Raw genomic sequence first — 18,228 nt, forward strand, 5'->3', positions numbered from 1 at the left:
AGTGTAAAATAATATGAAAGAGTTAACACCAAAACAAATTGTATCTGAGTTAGATAAGTATATAATAGGTCAGAAAAACGCTAAGAAATCAGTTGCAATAGCACTAAGAAATAGATATAGAAGAAGTCTTTTAGATGAGGAATTTCAAGAAGAAGTTAAACCTAAAAATATACTAATGGTTGGACCAACCGGAGTAGGTAAAACTGAAATAGCTAGAAGACTCTCCAAACTAGTAAAAGCTCCATTTGTAAAAATAGAAGCTACAAAATTTACTGAGGTTGGATATGTAGGTAGAGATGTTGATTCTATGATAAGAGATTTAGTTGAAATTTCTATTAGAATGATCAAAACAGAAAAAATAGAGGAAGTTTATGATAAAGCTAGAAAATTAGCAGATGATAAAATAGTTGAAATTTTGATTCCAAGTTCTCCTAAAAAGAATAATTTCAATAATCCGCTAGAAGCTTTTTTTAGTAGTAGTTTAAATAATTCTGAGGATAATACAGAAGATACTAATAATTTTAATATTCAACAGCAAAGAAAAGAGTTTAAGGAAAGACTTCTAAATAACGAATTAGACAATCAAATAATAGAAATCGAAGTTGAGGAAAATAGAAATAATGCTATGGATATGTTAGGTGGAGCAGGACTAGAAGAATTAAATATAAACTTTAATGACTTATTTGGAGGATTAATACCAACTAAACTTAAAAAGAGAAAGGTAACTATAAAAGAAGCAAGAAAAATAATAGCAGATCAAGAAGCTCAAAAGTTAATTGATATGGATGATGTAACAACACTGGGTATAAAAAGAGCAGAAGAACATGGTATTATATTCATAGATGAAATAGATAAAATTGCTGTAAAAGGATCAAGTTCAGGACCAGATGTTTCTAGAGAAGGAGTACAGAGAGATATTCTTCCTATAGTAGAAGGATGTACTGTTATGACTAAATATGGTCCTGTTAGAACAGATCATGTATTATTTATTGCAGCAGGTGCATTTCATGTTGCTAAAACTACTGATTTAATACCAGAAATACAAGGTAGATTTCCAATAAGAGTTGTTCTTGAGAACTTAACAGAAGAGAACTTTAAGGAGATATTAGTTAAGCCTCAAAATGCTCTTACAAAACAGTATGAATTATTACTACGAACTGAAGGTATAAACATAAAATTTAGTGATAACTCATTAGATGAAATAGCCAAAATTGCATTCATACTAAATCAAGAAAGTGAGAATATAGGTGCTAGAAGACTTCATACTTTATTAGAACAATTATTAGAGGATATATCGTTTGAAGCACCAGATATTGAAAATAAAGATATAATTATAGATGAAAATTACGTAAGACAAAAGTTAAATCCGAATATACAAGGGAAAGATGTATCAAAATACATCATATAGAGGAGGATAAACATGGGAGAAAGCTTACTCCAAAAAACAAGAAGATTAAATAAAATTCTACAAAACTCAGGATCAGAACCTGTATCTTTTGAGGAACTAAGTAATACTCTTAGTGAAATACTAGAGGCTAATGTATATATATCAAATATAAAAGGAAAAGTTTTAGGATTTGCATTACATGAAGGATTTGATTGTGGAATACTTCAAAGCGAAATAGTTAAAGAAAAAAGATTTCCTAAAGAGTATCATGATGAGTTGTTAAAAGTTTCAGAAACTAGTGAGAATATACAAGAAATTTCTGAATGTGTATTTGATCAAATATCACAATGTCCATATCCAAATAAAATAGCTACAGTAATACCTATAAGAAGTGGTGGAACTAGACTAGGAACTTTAGTATTAGCCAGATTTGGAAGAGAATTCACAGAAGATGATCTGGTCTTAGCTGAATATAGTGCTACAGTCGTAGGCATGGAAATACTAAGAGCTAAGAATGAAGCCATAGAAGAAGAAGCTAGAAAAAAAGCTGTTATTCAAATGGCAATAGGAACACTATCATATTCAGAACTAGAAGCCGTAGAACATATATTTAAAGAATTAGATGGAAATGAAGGATTATTAGTAGCTAGTAAAATTGCAGATAGAGTGGGTATAACAAGATCGGTTATAGTAAATGCATTAAGAAAGTTTGAAAGTGCAGGACTTATAGAGTCAAGATCGTTAGGAATGAAAGGGACACATATAAAAGTATTAAATAATAGGCTATTAGATGAATTAAAAAATTTAAATTAAAGAAAGTATATAGAAAAACGACAAAACATTTTATGTTTTGTCGTTTTTCTATGTAAAAAAGCTCAGTTTTTGTTAGGACTCATGTACTAAATGTGGTAAAAAGAAAAAAATATAGAGGATTCTGACAGGAAACGTAGAAAATAAAGCTTTAAAGAAAATTATAACAAAACATGAAAAGCAATACATATAATTTAAAATTTTTCTTATCAGTAAATTACTTATGGTATATATACCATATGATAAGTGACAATTAATATTTATTTATGGAGGTGATAAAGTGCTAAGTAAAATCTATGGTCAGACAAATATTTTAAAAGCAGCACTAGATGGTTCGTCAGCAAAAGATAAAGCAATAGCAAACAATATGTCTAATGTAAATACACCAGGATATAAACGGTTAGATGTAGATTTTGAAGGACAGTTAAAAAAAATACTAACTACAGAAGGAAAATTACAACTACAGAAAACTCATCAAGGTCACATAGGAGATAATAATAGTATAGAAAATTTTAATCCTAATACTCAACAATATAAAAATATATCTGTTAAAAGAGATAAAAATGGAGTAAACATGGATGTAGAAATGGCTGAAATGGCAAAAAACACAATAATGTATAATGCTCTAATTACACAGATATCGAGAAAGTTTAATTCAATAAAAACAGTTATAAGTGAGGGAGGAAAGTAGTGTGGGAATGTTTAGTTCAATTAACATAAGTGCTTCTGGGCTAACTGCAGAAAGAACAAGAATGGATGTAATATCTAAAAATATAGCAAATGCTAACACAACTAGGACAAGTAGTGGAAAGCCATATAGAAGACAAATGCCTTTATTTAAAGAAAGAGAAGGAGAATCTTTTTCATCATATTTATCAAAAGAATCTGATAAATTATTTAACAAAAACGGAGTAAAAGTATCTGGAATAATTGAAGATAAAACTCCATTTAAAAAGGTATATGATCCAGGACATCCAGACGCAGATCAAAATGGATATGTTGAAATGCCAAATGTAGATATAGTTACTGAAATGGTAGATATGATAACAGCTACTAGAGCATATGAAGCTAATATGACAGCAATAAATTCAGCAAAATCTATGGCAATGAAAGCTTTAGAAATAGGTAGATAAGGAGGAAAATAATGAAAGTAAATAATATAATTAATGATTTTGGAAACATAAATTCTAAGTCTAATGTAACACAAGGCAATACAGATATTAATTTTAGCGATTATCTAAAACAAGCTTTAGATAAAGTAAATGATTTACAATTAGAAGCAGATAATCAGAACCTACTTTTAGCTACAGGTCAAGTTGAAAACATACATGATGTAACTATAGCATCAGAAAAAGCTAAAATAGCATTGGATTTGACTATGGCTGTAAGAAATAAAGTTGTAGATGCTTATAGAGAAATAATGAGAATGCAAATCTAACAGTTAAATGCAGTAGAGGTGAGGTGATTGAGTGGGGGAGACATTTGAACGAATCAGAAACCAGCTAAATGAATTTTGGCAAGGGCTTGATAAAAGCAAGAAAATTAAACTAGGAGTAGCTAGCTTATTATTAATAGTAGGTATAACAGGAATCATATATTTTACTACTAGAACTAAATATGAAGTTTTATATGATAACTTAACACCAAAAGAAGCTGGAGAAATAACTAAAAAGCTAGATGAACAAGGTATAACATGGAAACAGGAAAATAAAGGAAATACCCTACTAGTTCCTACTGAAATGAGGGACAAGGCTAAAATGGATTTAGCTGTGGAAGGACTTCCAAAAGAAAGATATAGTTTTGACAATGCTTTTAGCGATATAGACTGGACTACTACTGAATTTGATAAGAAGCAAAAAATGAAATATGCATTGGAAAACTCATTAGCAAAAGATATATCAAGTATGGATGGTATAGAAAGTGCTGAAGTACATATGAAAGTTCCAGAAGATAGTGGATATGTAATAAAAGAAACAGATAAGCCTACAGCATCTGTATATCTAACACTAGATAAGAATACACCTATAAAGGTTAGCAAAATAAAAGGGATTCAGCACTTAGTAGCTAATGCAGTAGGTGGAATGGAAGCACAAGATGTTTCTATAATTGATAACAAAGGAAAGTTATTAAGTGATAACAAAGGGAACGATGAGATAGATGATTTGAATAATCAACTAGCTATTCAACAAGCTATGCAAGAAAAACTTAATACAAGTATAAAAGAGTTTTTGGAAAAAGCATTTGGTCCTGGAAATGTTGATATAAGAACTAGTATAAAAATGAATTTTGATACAGAAGTTACAAATGTAAAAGAATTTAAACCACCTATAGAGGGTTCTGAAGAAGGAATACCTAGAAGTAAAGAGGAATCAGAAGAAAGCATGGATAATGTCTCAGGTGGACAAGTTCCAGGAACAGAAACAAATGCACAAGATCAGGCACCAGAATATGTTCAAACTGAAACAGGAAGTAATAAATATAATAAAAATAACTCAACAATTAACTATGAAATAAATGAAACTAACAAACAAGTTAAAAGAGGACCTGGAGAAATAGAATCTGTAAGTGTAGCAGTTCTTATAAATGAGGATGTAATAGGGGAAGGATTAACAGATGAGAAGAAAAAAGAAATAACTAATTTAGTTTCTAATGCTACAGCTGGTGCTAGAACTGAGCAGGTTGAAGTAAGTGCTATAAGCTTTAATAATGGACAGGCGAAATCAGAAGAATCTACTGAAAGTGATGGGGGATTACCTTTGTGGGCATGGATGTTAGTAGGAGCATTAGCTCTAGCAGGAGTATCAGGAGCAGTAATTTATAGAAGAAAGAAACTACAAGAAGCAGAAGAATTAGAACAAGAAGAATTAGAGAACATAATGGAAGATACAATTTCTGAAATACCAGAAATGGAAGAAATAGATTTTGGTTCAGAGAAATCACAAATGAAAGAACAAATTTCTAAGTTTATAGATAAAAAGCCTGAAATGGTAGCTCAATTATTAAGAACTTGGCTAAATGAAGAATAGAGGTGAAACCATGTCTGGAAAACAAAAATTAAGTGGAAAAGAAAAAGCAGCAGTATTATTAATCACTCTAGGATCTCAAAAATCTGCTGAAATATTTAAACATCTTAACGAAGAAGAAATAGAAGAACTAACGTTAGAAATAGCAAATATGAGAATGGTTTCTCCTGAAGAAAAACAAATGGTGTTAGAGAACTTTTATGAATTATGCTTAGCTCAAGAATATATCTCAGAAGGTGGAGTTGGATACGCAAAAGATATTCTTGAAAAAGCATTAGGTTCAGATAAAGCAGTTGATATAATAAGCAGACTAACAGCATCATTACAAGTAAGGCCATTTGAATTTGCTAGGAAAGTAGATCCTAATCAGCTATTAAATTATATGCAAAATGAGCATCCACAAACAATAGCTCTTGTTTTAGCTTACTTAGGTTCAAGTCAATCGGCTCAGGTACTTGCAAAATTACCTACAGATAAACAAGCCGAAGTAGCAAAGAGAATAGCTACTATGGATAGAACATCTCCAGAAGTTATAAAAGAAGTAGAGAGAGTAATAGAAGCAAAATTCTCGTCAATGGTATCACAAGACTATACTACAGCTGGAGGTATAGATTCTATAGTTGCTATCTTAAATGCAGTGGATAGAGGAACTGAAAAATATATCATGGAAGAGCTAGAGTTACAAGATATAGAACTAAGTGAAGAAATTAGAAAGAGAATGTTTGTATTTGAAGACATTATTACTCTTGATAATAGATCTATACAAAGATTCATTAGAGAAATTGATAATAATCAATGGGCTATTGCTCTTAAAGGTGCAAGTGATGAAGTTAAAGAGTCTATATTTGGAAATATGTCTAAACGTTTAGTTGAAATGATTAAAGAAGACATGGAGTTCATGGGCCCTGTAAGATTAAAAGATATAGAAGAAGCTCAACAAAATATTGTTAATATAATAAGAAAACTTGAAGAAGAGGGCGAAATTGTAACTCCTAGAGGAGGAGATGAAGTAGTTGTCTAGTATAATAAAATCTTCTCAAATAGTAGAAATTAAAGATAGAACTAATGTGTATAAAGAAGCACGAAATATCATAGACGATACAAGAAAACAACAAGATGATATATTAAACAAGGCTAAAGAGGAAGCTAAACGAATCATAGAACAGACAATAGAAAAAGCAAATAACGAGTCAGAAAAGATACTACATAATGCAAATGAAGAAGCAGAGAAAATTAAAAAGAAGGCTAAAGAAACAGGATACGAAGAAGGGCACCAGGAAGGCTATGATAAAGGCTATAATAAAGGACATGATGATGGTAAAAAAGAAGGCTATGAAATTGGATATGGTGAAGGAAAAGAAATAACAGATAAATTAATAGAAGAAGCAAATGAAATAAAAAAGAACTATCTTCAAGAAAGAGATCATATATTAAAAAGTATAGAGCCAGATGTAATAGATTTAGTAATTCAGACTTGTGAAAAAATAATAAATAAAGAATTAGATGAAAAAGAGACTATAATAGATGTAATTATTAAAGGAATAAACAGTTTAAATAGTAAAGATAGTTTAGTAATTAGAGTATCAAAGGAAGATTTCAATACAGCTTTTGAATCAAGGCAACAAATACTTGCAAAAGCAAGCTTGATCGAAGATGTAGATATTAAGTTAGACGCTAACTTAATAAAGGGAGACTGTATAATAGAGTCTTCTCAAGGAAATGCAGATGTAAGTGTTGGGTTACAAGTAGAAGAGATGAAAAAAATGATAAAAGGCTTACTAAATGGTGAGTGATGTTATGGATAAAATAAATATAAAAAAATACATAAATGCTGTTAGCAATAATGACTTTATAAGATATAGTGGAAATATTACTAAAGTTACTGGATTAACTATAGAGTCTCAAGGCCCGTTTGCTAGCATAGGAGAACTATGCTACATATATCCGTTTAATAAATGTGAACCAGTTTCAGCAGAAGTTGTAGGATTTAAAGATGGAAAAATACTACTGATGCCATTTGGAGAAATGGAGGGAATGGGGCCAGGTAGTACTGTAGTTGCTAGTGGACACTCACTAAGGGTAAATGTTGGTGAAGAATTAGTTGGGAGAATATTAGATGGACTCGGAAACCCAATAGATGGGAAAGGTCCAATAAAAACTGATAAATATTACTCAGTATCTAACTCTCCTCCTAATCCACTTAATAGAAAAAAGATTTCAGAAGTATTGCCTCTTGGAGTTAAAGCTATAGATGGATTACTAACGTGCGGAAAAGGACAAAGGGTAGGAATCTTTGCAGGAAGTGGTGTTGGAAAAAGTACTCTTATGGGTATGATAGCTAGAAATGCAGAGGCAGATATAAATGTTATAGGTCTGATAGGAGAAAGGGGAAGAGAAGTTAGAGAATTCATAGAAAATGACTTAAGAGAAGAAGGACTAAAAAAATCAATAGTAGTAGTAGCAACCTCAGATCAGCCTGCTTTGGTCAGAATGAAAGGAGCACTACTTACAACTGCTATTGCTGAATACTTTAGAGATAGAGGTAATAATGTAATGATGTTAATGGATTCTTTGACGAGATTTGCAATGGCACAAAGAGAGATTGGACTAGCAATAGGTGAACCTCCTGTAACAAGGGGATATACACCTTCAGTGTTCTCTATATTTCCTAAGTTACTAGAAAGAGCAGGAGCTTCTGACAAAGGAACTATAACAGGATTATATACAGTATTAGTAGATGGTGATGATATGAATGAGCCAATTACAGATACGGTAAGGGGTATATTAGATGGACATATAGTGTTATCTAGAAAACTTGCAAGTCAAAATCATTATCCAGCAATAGATGTACTGCAAAGTGTAAGTAGGGTAATGTCAAATATATGTACTAAAGAACATGTGATATTGTCAAACCAAATTAAAGATATACTAGCAACCTATAGAGAATCAGAAGATTTAATAAATATAGGAGCATATAAGAAAGGTTCAAATAAAAAAATAGACAATGCAATTGAAGTTATAGATGAAGTACAAAACTTTTTAAAACAGGGGATACTTGATAAGTATAACTTTGAGGAAACTTGTAATATCTTAGGAAGTTTGATGAATAACAACTAATCTATTAGGAGGCTGGTTATTTGGTAAAGTTTAACTTTAGATTAGAAAAGGTACTAGAATATAAACAAACTGTTGAAGACATAAAGAAATCAGAATATGGAAAAGTAAAACAACAGTTAGAAACTGAAAAAGATAAATTAGAAAAAATAGTATCGTATAAAGAAACTATGAAGAGAAAGAGAGATGAATTGGTTCAAAGAAAAACTACTGTTAATGAGCTAAAAATATATAATTCTTTTTTAAATGATATAACAACAAAAATAATAGCTCAAAGTGATGTAGTAGAGAGAACTGAAGAGAACGTAAATATTGCTAGAGATAAATTAGTAGAGTCAACTAAGGAAAAGAAAATATTACAGAACTTAAAATCAAGAGATTTTGACATATATCAATACGACTTAAAAAGAGAAGAAGACAAACTTAATGATCAATTTGTAAGTTATAGTAGTTCTACTAATATAGTGGGGGAATAATATGCCAAGTGAAAATGAAAGAATTACTAAAAGACCTTTTAAAATTAAATCTATATTATTAACGGTATTCATTTTAATACCTCTAGCTATTATGACTTTATTATATTTTGCTAGTGATACATTTAGAGATAAGGCTAATGGTGTATTAAAAAATGCACCTATTATAGGGGGGATAATAAGTAAATATCCTACTAAGACAGAAGTAAATGATAAAGAACTATCTATAGCTAGATATTATATAGAAGAACTTGATAAAGAAAGTGCAGCAGACAAATTATACATAATAAAGAAAGATGACGCAAAAGTATATGACACTATAATAAAAAAAATGAATACAGTATCTTCTAAAAAGACACAAGATATAGTTAAAGAAATTAGAAATCTTGAATTAAGAAAAGATTTAGTATCAACTTTATATGAAGAAATTCAAACAGAAAAAGATAAAAAGGTAAAGGCAAAAGCTTCTAATTTAGAAAGTATGGGAACTAGAGCTGCTATCCATGAAATAATGGATCGGACAAGCATAGAAGAAGGTGAGCTTGAAAAGATATTTACATATTTAAGTAACAATGCAGCTGTTGAAATATTACATTATATAGATGGTGGTACAAGAAGCGAAATAATGTATAAATTATCCAATATAGATATGAAAAGAAAAAATGAGTTACAAGGTCTATTAAATGAAAAGAGAAGAAAAGAAGAAGAATTAGAAATATCAGCTCAAAATTTAGCTAAAGTTTATGGCGTAAAGGATCCTATAAAAGCTTCAGAAGAAATAGCAAATACTGAAAAGTTATCTATGGATGTACTTACAAGATTATATATGAACTTAGACCCTAAAAAGTCAGCTGAGATACTAGTTCATTCTAAAGATGAAAAATTTAATAATGAATTATTTGAGTCAATTATAAGCTTAGAAGAATTAAGGGGAGTAGATCAGTCTGTTACCGTAGATATAACAAATGTGATGAATTTTTTACAAGATTACAATAAAAAAATAGATGATTTAGTAGTTCTATATGAAAAAATGACTCCAGATAATGCAGCTAAAGCTATAGAAAAGTTATTAGAAAATAAACAAGAGGTGACTGTGTTTAGTATTAAAGAAGAAAGCGGTTATAAACTTTCTGACCATAAAATAGCAATGGAAATTCTTAAGAAAATGAAAAAACCAAAAGTATCAAAGATATTAGGAAATTTAGAACCTGCAAAAGTAGCGCAGATAACTAGAGTGTTAGCTATAGAATAGCATTTGAAAGGAGGTGAAATAAGATGATAAGTCAAGGTGTAAATATGTTTTTTAAAGATTCAGGGACTACAGTAAATTCTAACTCAAAGCAAAGTACAAGAGACTTTAAAGATGGATTTAACAAAATATTAGAGCAAAAAAGAAACAATGAATTGGGAAACAATAAAAATAAGAGTAATGCAGGATCAGTAGCTCAAATAAGTAGACCAATTATAAAAGATGAATCTAAAATAAATGACGTGAGACAGGAGTCGAATAATAACAACAACATATCAGCTACTACTGAAACAACTAACAAGACAATCACGCAAAACATAAATAAAGTAGATTCATCAAACAATGAAATATTAGAAGATTCAGAAGTTGAAGAAATAATTAAAAGTATTGAAAATTTAAAATATTTTGCTCAAATTCTTATAGACTTTATTAGAAACCAAACAAATTTAGAAGTAGATAAAGAACAATCTGATGATAGCCAGCTAAATATTGATTTATTAAAAGACATTGACTTTGAAAAAATCAATATATCTGCTTTAAATATTACACAAGAACAAGTTAATGAATTAAGTAAATTGTTCAATGAGAGTTTTAAAAAGCTATTAAATGAATTTAAAAATCTTAGTGATAGTACAGAAATAAAGTCTCTTGAAGATGGTATAAAGATTTTAGAAAAGTTGGAATTGAAGTTACAAGATGTACTATCAGAAAAAGATGGACTAAATATAGAACAAGAAGAAGTCTTGAAGGAGTTTAAATCAGCTTTAGAAGAAGCATTAGGAAAAGAAGCTAAAAATACTGAGTCAAATGAAAAAACAGAAAATGATGGTAGAAATATCAGTGTCAAAAATAAAGAAGCTAATGTAACACAAATAGCTGAAGAACTTGAAGATACAAATAAAAAAACAACTAATATTTTTAAAAATACTGATTCAGAAGATACTGATAATCTAAATGTTAAGGACATAGTAAAAGATACTATAACAAAAGTTGTATCATCAGATGAAGGGGAGACAGTAAAAGTTACTGTTGAAAAAAACAATTCTAACAATCAAGTTATAATTGGAGAAGTTGTAAAAGAAGGAGAAGGAATACAGAATTTTAAACAAATTATAAGTAAAGCTACCTTGTTAAGAGATGATAATATTGAAATAAATCAAAATGACATCATAAACCAGATTACTGACAAGATGAAAGCAACTTATAATGACAAATTAAGAGAAATAAAAATTAACCTAAAACCAGAAAACCTAGGCGCTTTAACTATAAAAATATCTCTTGAAAGAGGAATAGTTAATGCTAGAGCAATAGTTGAGAACTATAATGTAAAGCAAATTATGGAATCAAACTTAGATCAACTTAAAGATAGTTTAAAGGGTCAAGGGATCAATTTTGATACGTTAGATGTGTATGTAGGACAAGACTCAGCATTTGAAAAACAAAGCTCTAATAATTGGAATCAGAATAAGAAAGTAAAAGTGAAAAAAAATAAAGTAGAATCACTAGAAGCGAATGAACTATATGAAAATTCTGAGGAAATATTAAGTCCACTAATATCTTCAGAATCAAGCTTAGACGTTACCGTATAGGAGGGAATAATATGTCATCATTAAATGGTATTAATAATAATCAACCAGTTTATAAATTTGAAAATGAAAAAAATAATGAGAAAACTGGGAAAGATAATGGACTTGGGAAGGATGCTTTCCTTCAGATATTAGTTACACAACTTAGAAATCAAGATCCACTAAGTCCTATGGAAGATAAGGATTTTATAGCTCAAATGGCTCAATTTAGTACATTAGAACAAATACAAAACTTGGACTCGCATCTTCAATTATCGCAATTAGGAATAAAATTAACAATAGATGATGCCATCAAAAAGCTTGCAGAAAATCAATCAAAAATAGTAGATTCATTAAATTCTATACAGAAAGCTTTGGATGCATATGGCAAAGGAGAAAAGCCTGAGGAAACAAAGCCAGAAACACCAGATAAACCTGAAAATACTACGGAGTGATAAAAGTGAATAAGATAAACTTGCATCAAGTAAGTATTAATAGCTTAATAAAAAACAATGTACACAAAAATAAAATTAATAATACTTTAACTAATAATTTATCAAATGATTTTGAAAGTTTTCTAAATGATGCTCAAAGAAGTAATAGTGTAAAGTTTTCAAAACATGCTAAGGAAAGAATAGATAGCAGAAATATATCTTTTAATAATGAAGACATGAATAAAATAGAAGATGCTATTAATAAAGCAGAAAAAAAAGGTGTAAAAGAGGTTCTTATAATAAAAAAAGATATAGCTCTTATAGCAAGTACTAAAAATAAAACTATAATAACTACTATTACTTCGGAAAATTTAAAAGAAAATTTATTTACCAATATAGATGGAGCTGTAATTATATAGCTGGACCTTTAACAAGGAGGCTATGTATGTTTGAATGATGGATAACATACTAAAGCTCTTAAAAAAAGATAGGAGGTCAACAAATGTTAAGATCAATGTATACTGGAGTATCAGGATTAAGAACTCACCAACTTAAGATGGATGTTATAGGAAACAATATAGCAAATGTTAATACAGTTGGATTTAAAAAAGGAAAAGTTACTTTCCAAGAAGTATTTTATCAAACTTTAAAAGGCGCATCAGGAGGTCAAGGTGGAAAAGGAGGTACTAATCCTCAACAAGTAGGATTAGGGGTTGATGTTGGAGCAATAAGTACTGTTCATACACAAGGACCAGCTCAAAGGACAGATGATGGACTAGATATAATGATAAATGGAGATGGATTCTTTGTAGTATCAGATGATCCTAATTTTTTAAATAGATACTTTACAAGAGCAGGAAACTTCCAATTTGATGGTGATGGATATTTAACAACTGCTGAGGGATTAAAGGTATTAGGATATACAGCTGATGATAATGGGAATATTTCTAGTCAAATAGGAGACATAAGAATAGATAAGACAGATACTGTACCACCACAAGCTAGTACAAAAATAAATTTTGGAGGAAACTTAAAAGCTAGTACTGAAATAGATAAGCCTTTCAAAATGGACACAGATATATTTGATAGCTTAGGTAACAAATATACTGTGGAGTTTAACGTTACTAAAAAAGTAGCTGAAGATGACGGTAACACATGGAATGTATCCATTTCAGGTATAAAAGATAGCAATGGCAATATTGTAGAAGGATCAGATGGAATAAATTTTGACCAAGAAATTTCTTTTGATAAAGATGGTAAAATAACAGGAACTACAGATGCAAGTTTTAACATAGGAGACATTATTAAGGGAGCAAACATTGGTGACAATGGAGAAATAAAAATAGATTTTAGTGGACTTACTCAGTATGGGGCAGAAATGGATGCTAAGCCATATAGGGGAGATGGTTATGGATCAGGAAAAGTTGATGGAGTAGCTATAGATCCAAAAGGAGTTGTAGAAGTAGTTTATACAAATGGTGAAAGAAAGGCAATTGGACAAATTGTTCTCGCAAAGTTTGATAATAATCCAGGTCTTGAAAAAATTGGTGGAAATTTATTCAGAGATACTAGAAACTCTGGAGAACCAAACATAGTAGGTGCAGGTAGCGGAGGAACTGGTAGTACAGATGCTGGAAGACTAGAGATGTCAAATGTAGACTTATCACAAGAATTTACTGAAATGATAACTACACAAAGAGGTTTCCAAGCAAACTCTAGAATAATAACAACTAGTGATGAGATGTTACAAGAGTTAGTAAATCTTAAAAGATAGCACATAAACTAATAGTTCTGGATAGTATGTACTATCCGGAACTGTTAAAAAAGGGTGATTATTTATGATAAGAGTAAAAAGGTTAAATGATAAAGAGTTTGTTGTTAACTGCGATTTAATAGAATTTATAGAGGAAACACCAGATGTAGTTATAACTCTTACTACAGGTAAAAAAATAGTAGTAAAAGATACAATAGAGGAGGTTATTGAGAAAGTCATTGAATACAAAAACCAAATATTTATACATAGTGAGATTTTAGGAAAAGAGGTGTAGCTAATGGACATAGTAACACTAATTGGACTTGTAGCAGGAACAGGATTTGTTCTATTTGGAATTTTATCATCAGGTTCAATTATGAACTTTTATGATTTTGCATCTATTTTAATAGTACTTGGTGGAACAATAGGGTCTACTCTTATAAGTTATCATGGTAAGAAGCTTAAAAAGGCATTACAAATAACTAAAATAGCTTTTACAACTAGAAAAGAGTTACCAACAAAAACTATAGATGACCTTATTAATCTATCTAATATTGCTAGAAGAGAAGGACTACTTGCATTAGAGGAAGCTTCTCAAAAAATAGATGATGAATTTCTTAAAAAAGGAATAATGCTTATAGTAGATGGTACAGATCCAGAATTAGTAAGAAATATCTTAGAAACAGAGTTGACTTTCTTAGAAGAAAGACATTCTGAGGGACAAGGACTATTTGAACTGTTAGGAACATTTGCTCCAGCATACGGGATGGTAGGTACACTTATAGGACTTATAAACATGCTAAAAACTTTAGAGGATCCTAGTACTGTTGGACCACAGATGTCAGTAGCTTTAGTAACTACTTTCTATGGATCTGTTTTAGCTAACTTGTTCTTCTTACCTATAGCTAATAAGCTAAAAGTAAGGAGTAAAGAAGAGATACTTTTAAAGGAAATTGTAGTAGAAGGGTTACTTTCTATTCAAGCAGGTGAAAACCCTAGAATAATAGAAGAAAAACTTAAAACATTCCTATCTCCTGAATTAAGGACTGGATTTAAAAATGTAGCTGGAGGAGAGGAAGCATAATGAGAAGAAAAAGGAATCAAGAAGAAAAAAAGAATACTAGTGAATGGATTGTTACATATAGTGATTTGGTTACACTTCTTCTTTGCTTCTTCGTTTTGTTGTTCTCATTTTCTAGTATAGATGCTCAGAAGTTTAAAGCCATTATGAATTCATTTCAAGGATCTACTGGTGTTATGCCTGGTGGCAAGTCAATGGAAGATACTTCTTTTATAAATAAAGGAGGTATGACAGATGAGGAAGTTAAAGAAATGGAGAATTTAGCTAAACTAGAAGGAATAGTAAAAGACTACAGTGAGGAGAAAGGATTTGATAATAAGTTAACTGCAAAAATTGATGAAAGAGGTCTAGTTATTAGGATGTTAGATAACATGTTTTTTGACTCTGGTAAAGCAGAAATAAAGCCAGAAACAATAGAAGTGTTAAATTTTGTTGGAGAGATATTAAGGAAGGAGGAATTCAAAGAAAATCATATAAAAATAGAAGGACATACAGACTCAGATGCTATCGTAAAGAATAAAAATTATCCTACTAACTGGGAGTTGTCAGCTACTAGGGCAACGAATGTACTAAGATATTTAGTTGAAAATGAACAAATAGATGGCAACAGAATTTCATCTGCTGGATATAGTTATTATAGACCAGTAACTACAAATGATAGTCCAGAAAACAAGGCAAAAAATAGAAGGGTAGATTTAGTTATTTTAAAATCAATGTATAGTGAAACTGAACCAAAAGCTAATTAAAAAGGAGCATGAGAAATGAGCACTAAAAAAGTCTTAATGATAGGTATATTTTCATTTCTTTCAATAGTAGTATTAGTATTTGGAGCTATATTTGGAATACAAATGTCCAAAGATAAGTCATCTAAAGATATGGCTTATGAAGCTAGCAGTGACTCTTTATATGAGTTTAATATAGGTGAAATGTATTGTAACTTATCAGAGAGTAAAAGAATAATTAAAATAAATACTACTATTGAAACAACAAATGAAAAACTTGTTAAATCACTAGAAAAGAAAAGCTTTATAATTAAAGATGAAATAAACAAAATTTTAAGAAATAAAAAAGAAGAAGATATAGAAGGTAGTAAAGGACAGCAAGATCTTCAAAAAGAAATATTAAGTAAGATAAATGAAGCATTTAATACAAAAAGTATAGTAAATATTTATTTTGACGAATTTATAGTACAGTAGGGAGGTAACCATATTGACTGAGGTTCTATCACAAAATGAAATAGATGCCCTACTCAATGCATTAAGTTCTGGAGAAGTGGATGTTAAAGATATAAAAGAGGAAAGTGATGAAAAGAGAATAAGAAATTATGACTTCAGAAATCCTCAAAAAATAGCTAAAGATCAGTTAAGAACACTAGAAATTATGCATGAAAATTTAGCTAGACTTCTTCAGACTTTTTTATCAGGATATTTGAGGGCTCCTGTAAAAATTTCAGTATTAACAGTAGATCAATATGCATATAGTGAATTTAGTAATGCTATTTCAAATCCGGCATTCATAAGTGTAGTAAATTTTGATCCTTTAAGTGGGCAAATTGTTTTAGATACTTCACCCAATATTGCTTTTACAATAATAGATAGACTATTAGGTGGAAATGGAGATCAAGTAGGAGAAGCAAGAAGTTTTACTGAAATTGAACTTATTTTATTAAGAAGAGTTATGACTAGAGTAGTAGATTTAATAGCTCAAGCTTGGGATAATGTTATTATTTTAAATCCTTCACTTGAAAAAATAGAAACTAATTCACAATTTGCTCAAATAGTTTCACCGAATGAAACTATAACTCTTATAACTATGAACATGACAATTGGAGAAACAGAAGGAATGATAAACGTCTGTATACCTCATTTAGTTATAGAACCTATACTAAATAAATTAAGTACAAAGCTATGGTTTTCTTCAACTAATAGAGGAACAACAGAAAAAGATAAAGAAGCATTACAAAAAAGAATAAGAAATACATATGTTCCTATAAATGCAGAATTGAGTTCTACAACTCTAACTGTAGGAGAACTATTAGATTTACAAATAGGTGATGTCATTAAACTTAGTGATACATCAAGTGATGAAGTAAAAATCAATATAGGACCATATAAAAAGTTCTATGGTAAACCTGGAACTAATAAAAATAGAATGGCAGTAAAAATTACTAGAGCATATAAGGATGGTGATGAATCAGATGACTGATAAATTACTAAACCAAGACGAGATAGATGTACTACTAGGTGATAATTCTCAAGAATCTGAGGAAGTAGAAATATTAAGTGATATAGAAAAAGACGCACTTGGAGAGATAGGAAACATAAGTATGGGGACAGCTGCAACAACCCTATTTACTTTATTGGGACAAAAAGTAACAATAACTACTCCAAGGGTAACTGTTACAACTATAAAAGAATTAGGTGAATTATATAATATACCATTTGTAGCTATAGACGTTAGATACAAAATGGGATTAGAAGGTATGAATCTTCTAATAATGAAAATAGAAGACGTTAAAATTATAGCCGATTTAATGATGGGTGGAGAAGGAAGAGATGTTTCAGGAGATATTACTGAAATAGATTTAAGTGCTATAGGAGAAGCTATGAATCAAATGGTAGGTTCAGGATGCACCTCTCTATCAGAAATGTTTGGAACGATGATAGATATTGAACCTCCAAGATCTTTTGAAATTAGTCTACAAGATAATAAACTCGATATATTTGAATCAGAAGAAAAAATTGTAAAGGTTTCATTTAGAATGGTAGTTGGAGACCTTATAGATAGTGAAATGATGCAACTTATTCCTTTGAATTTTGCTCAAGAAATGGTAACAAAACTATTAAAAGCTGATGGTGATAAAATTGAGAGTAATAAATCAGAAGGTGCTAATATGAATAATAATGATAATGAAATAAAAAATAAAACTGAATATAAAGAAGTAAGTTCAGGTAATATGCAAAATATTGCTCAAAATAGCGAAATACATAGAAAAATGCAACAAGAAACTGTTACTGTTAAAAATCTGGAATTTGAACAATTTGAAAATATTGAAGAGCCTAAATATAATGAGAGTATTGACATTATACAAGAAATTCCAGTGGAAATAACTGTACAACTTGGAAGGACTATGAGGAAAATTGGCGAAATATTAGAGTATGGTCCAGGAACTATTATTGAATTAGACAAAGTTCTTGGAGAACCATTAGACGTATTCGCTAATGGAAAATTTATAGCAAAAGGAGAGGTTGTAGTAATTGAAGATAATTTTGGAGTTAGAATAACAGAAATAGTTAGTCCATCAAAAAGAATTAATAGAAAATAAAAGGAGGATTATAT

At 30.0% G+C, this 18,228-nt stretch carries 21 protein-coding genes; all 21 read left to right on the plus strand.

The window, feature by feature from the left end:
* Positions 1-13 precede the first annotated feature (13 nt).
* The 21 genes from hslU (at position 14) to fliY (ending at position 18,214) form a co-directional block, all read left to right on the plus strand.
* Positions 14-1,408 (plus strand): ATP-dependent protease ATPase subunit HslU, encoded by a 1,395-nt coding sequence (gene hslU / locus CLPU_RS06775; protein ID WP_050354903.1) that lies wholly within the window; start codon positions 14-16, stop codon positions 1,406-1,408.
* Positions 1,409-1,420: 12 nt separating this feature from the next.
* Positions 1,421-2,200 (plus strand): GTP-sensing pleiotropic transcriptional regulator CodY, encoded by a 780-nt coding sequence (codY, locus tag CLPU_RS06780; protein ID WP_050354904.1) that lies wholly within the window; start codon positions 1,421-1,423, stop codon positions 2,198-2,200.
* A 277-nt stretch (positions 2,201-2,477) separates the two neighbouring features.
* Complete coding sequence (flgB, locus tag CLPU_RS06785) at positions 2,478-2,888, plus strand: flagellar basal body rod protein FlgB (protein ID WP_050354905.1); 411 nt, start codon at positions 2,478-2,480, stop codon at positions 2,886-2,888.
* A gap of 7 nt (positions 2,889-2,895) precedes the next feature.
* Positions 2,896-3,330, plus strand: coding sequence for a flagellar basal body rod protein FlgC (gene flgC / locus CLPU_RS06790; protein ID WP_235436135.1), 435 nt, complete (start codon positions 2,896-2,898; stop codon positions 3,328-3,330).
* An 11-nt stretch (positions 3,331-3,341) separates the two neighbouring features.
* Positions 3,342-3,635 (plus strand): flagellar hook-basal body complex protein FliE, encoded by a 294-nt coding sequence (gene fliE / locus CLPU_RS06795; RefSeq protein WP_050354907.1) that lies wholly within the window; start codon positions 3,342-3,344, stop codon positions 3,633-3,635.
* A 31-nt stretch (positions 3,636-3,666) separates the two neighbouring features.
* A complete protein-coding gene (gene fliF, locus CLPU_RS06800; RefSeq protein ID WP_050354908.1) occupies positions 3,667-5,223 on the plus strand; it encodes a flagellar basal-body MS-ring/collar protein FliF in 1,557 nt (518 codons plus the stop codon).
* A 10-nt stretch (positions 5,224-5,233) separates the two neighbouring features.
* A complete protein-coding gene (gene fliG, locus CLPU_RS06805; protein ID WP_097677545.1) occupies positions 5,234-6,241 on the plus strand; it encodes a flagellar motor switch protein FliG in 1,008 nt (335 codons plus the stop codon).
* The gene (locus CLPU_RS06810; protein ID WP_050354910.1) at positions 6,234-7,013 is read left to right on the plus strand and encodes a FliH/SctL family protein; all 780 of its coding nucleotides are present in this window, start codon (positions 6,234-6,236) and stop codon (positions 7,011-7,013) included. The genes fliG and CLPU_RS06810 overlap by 8 nt, the downstream gene beginning before the upstream one ends.
* 4 nt (positions 7,014-7,017) lie before the next feature.
* The gene (gene fliI / locus CLPU_RS06815) at positions 7,018-8,337 is read left to right on the plus strand and encodes a flagellar protein export ATPase FliI (protein ID WP_050354911.1); all 1,320 of its coding nucleotides are present in this window, start codon (positions 7,018-7,020) and stop codon (positions 8,335-8,337) included.
* 20 nt (positions 8,338-8,357) lie between these two features.
* Positions 8,358-8,810: a flagellar export protein FliJ gene (gene fliJ, locus CLPU_RS06820; protein WP_050354912.1), complete on the plus strand. Its 453-nt coding sequence runs from the start codon at positions 8,358-8,360 to the stop codon at positions 8,808-8,810.
* Between the two features lies 1 nt (position 8,811).
* Positions 8,812-10,059: a MotE family protein gene (locus CLPU_RS06825; RefSeq protein WP_050354913.1), complete on the plus strand. Its 1,248-nt coding sequence runs from the start codon at positions 8,812-8,814 to the stop codon at positions 10,057-10,059.
* A gap of 23 nt (positions 10,060-10,082) precedes the next feature.
* Positions 10,083-11,645: a flagellar hook-length control protein FliK gene (locus tag CLPU_RS06830; protein ID WP_050354914.1), complete on the plus strand. Its 1,563-nt coding sequence runs from the start codon at positions 10,083-10,085 to the stop codon at positions 11,643-11,645.
* An 11-nt stretch (positions 11,646-11,656) separates the two neighbouring features.
* Positions 11,657-12,076 carry a flagellar hook capping FlgD N-terminal domain-containing protein gene (locus CLPU_RS16625; RefSeq protein ID WP_082154118.1) on the plus strand — a complete coding sequence of 140 codons (420 nt, stop codon included), beginning with the start codon at positions 11,657-11,659 and terminating at the stop codon, positions 12,074-12,076.
* A 5-nt stretch (positions 12,077-12,081) separates the two neighbouring features.
* Positions 12,082-12,474, plus strand: a complete 393-nt coding sequence (locus CLPU_RS06840; protein ID WP_050354915.1) for a TIGR02530 family flagellar biosynthesis protein — start codon at positions 12,082-12,084, stop codon at positions 12,472-12,474.
* An 83-nt stretch (positions 12,475-12,557) separates the two neighbouring features.
* Positions 12,558-13,829 carry a flagellar hook protein FlgE gene (locus CLPU_RS06845; protein ID WP_050354916.1) on the plus strand — a complete coding sequence of 424 codons (1,272 nt, stop codon included), beginning with the start codon at positions 12,558-12,560 and terminating at the stop codon, positions 13,827-13,829.
* A 64-nt stretch (positions 13,830-13,893) separates the two neighbouring features.
* Positions 13,894-14,103, plus strand: a complete 210-nt coding sequence (locus CLPU_RS06850) for a flagellar FlbD family protein (RefSeq protein WP_050354917.1) — start codon at positions 13,894-13,896, stop codon at positions 14,101-14,103.
* A gap of 3 nt (positions 14,104-14,106) precedes the next feature.
* Positions 14,107-14,892: a motility protein A gene (locus CLPU_RS06855; protein ID WP_050354918.1), complete on the plus strand. Its 786-nt coding sequence runs from the start codon at positions 14,107-14,109 to the stop codon at positions 14,890-14,892.
* Positions 14,892-15,635, plus strand: coding sequence for a flagellar motor protein MotB (locus CLPU_RS06860; RefSeq protein WP_050354919.1), 744 nt, complete (start codon positions 14,892-14,894; stop codon positions 15,633-15,635). Before CLPU_RS06855 ends, CLPU_RS06860 begins: the two co-directional genes overlap by 1 nt.
* A gap of 15 nt (positions 15,636-15,650) precedes the next feature.
* Positions 15,651-16,085, plus strand: a complete 435-nt coding sequence (locus CLPU_RS06865) for a flagellar basal body-associated FliL family protein (RefSeq protein ID WP_050354920.1) — start codon at positions 15,651-15,653, stop codon at positions 16,083-16,085.
* A gap of 13 nt (positions 16,086-16,098) precedes the next feature.
* Positions 16,099-17,094 (plus strand): flagellar motor switch protein FliM, encoded by a 996-nt coding sequence (fliM, locus tag CLPU_RS06870; RefSeq protein ID WP_050354921.1) that lies wholly within the window; start codon positions 16,099-16,101, stop codon positions 17,092-17,094.
* A complete protein-coding gene (fliY, locus tag CLPU_RS06875; RefSeq protein WP_050354922.1) occupies positions 17,087-18,214 on the plus strand; it encodes a flagellar motor switch phosphatase FliY in 1,128 nt (375 codons plus the stop codon). Before fliM ends, fliY begins: the two co-directional genes overlap by 8 nt.
* The last annotated feature ends 14 nt before the right edge of the window (positions 18,215-18,228 follow it).

Origin of the sequence: Gottschalkia purinilytica, assembly GCF_001190785.1 — a bacterium.
GTDB classification, from domain to species: domain Bacteria; phylum Bacillota; class Clostridia; order Tissierellales; family Gottschalkiaceae; genus Gottschalkia_A; species Gottschalkia_A purinilytica.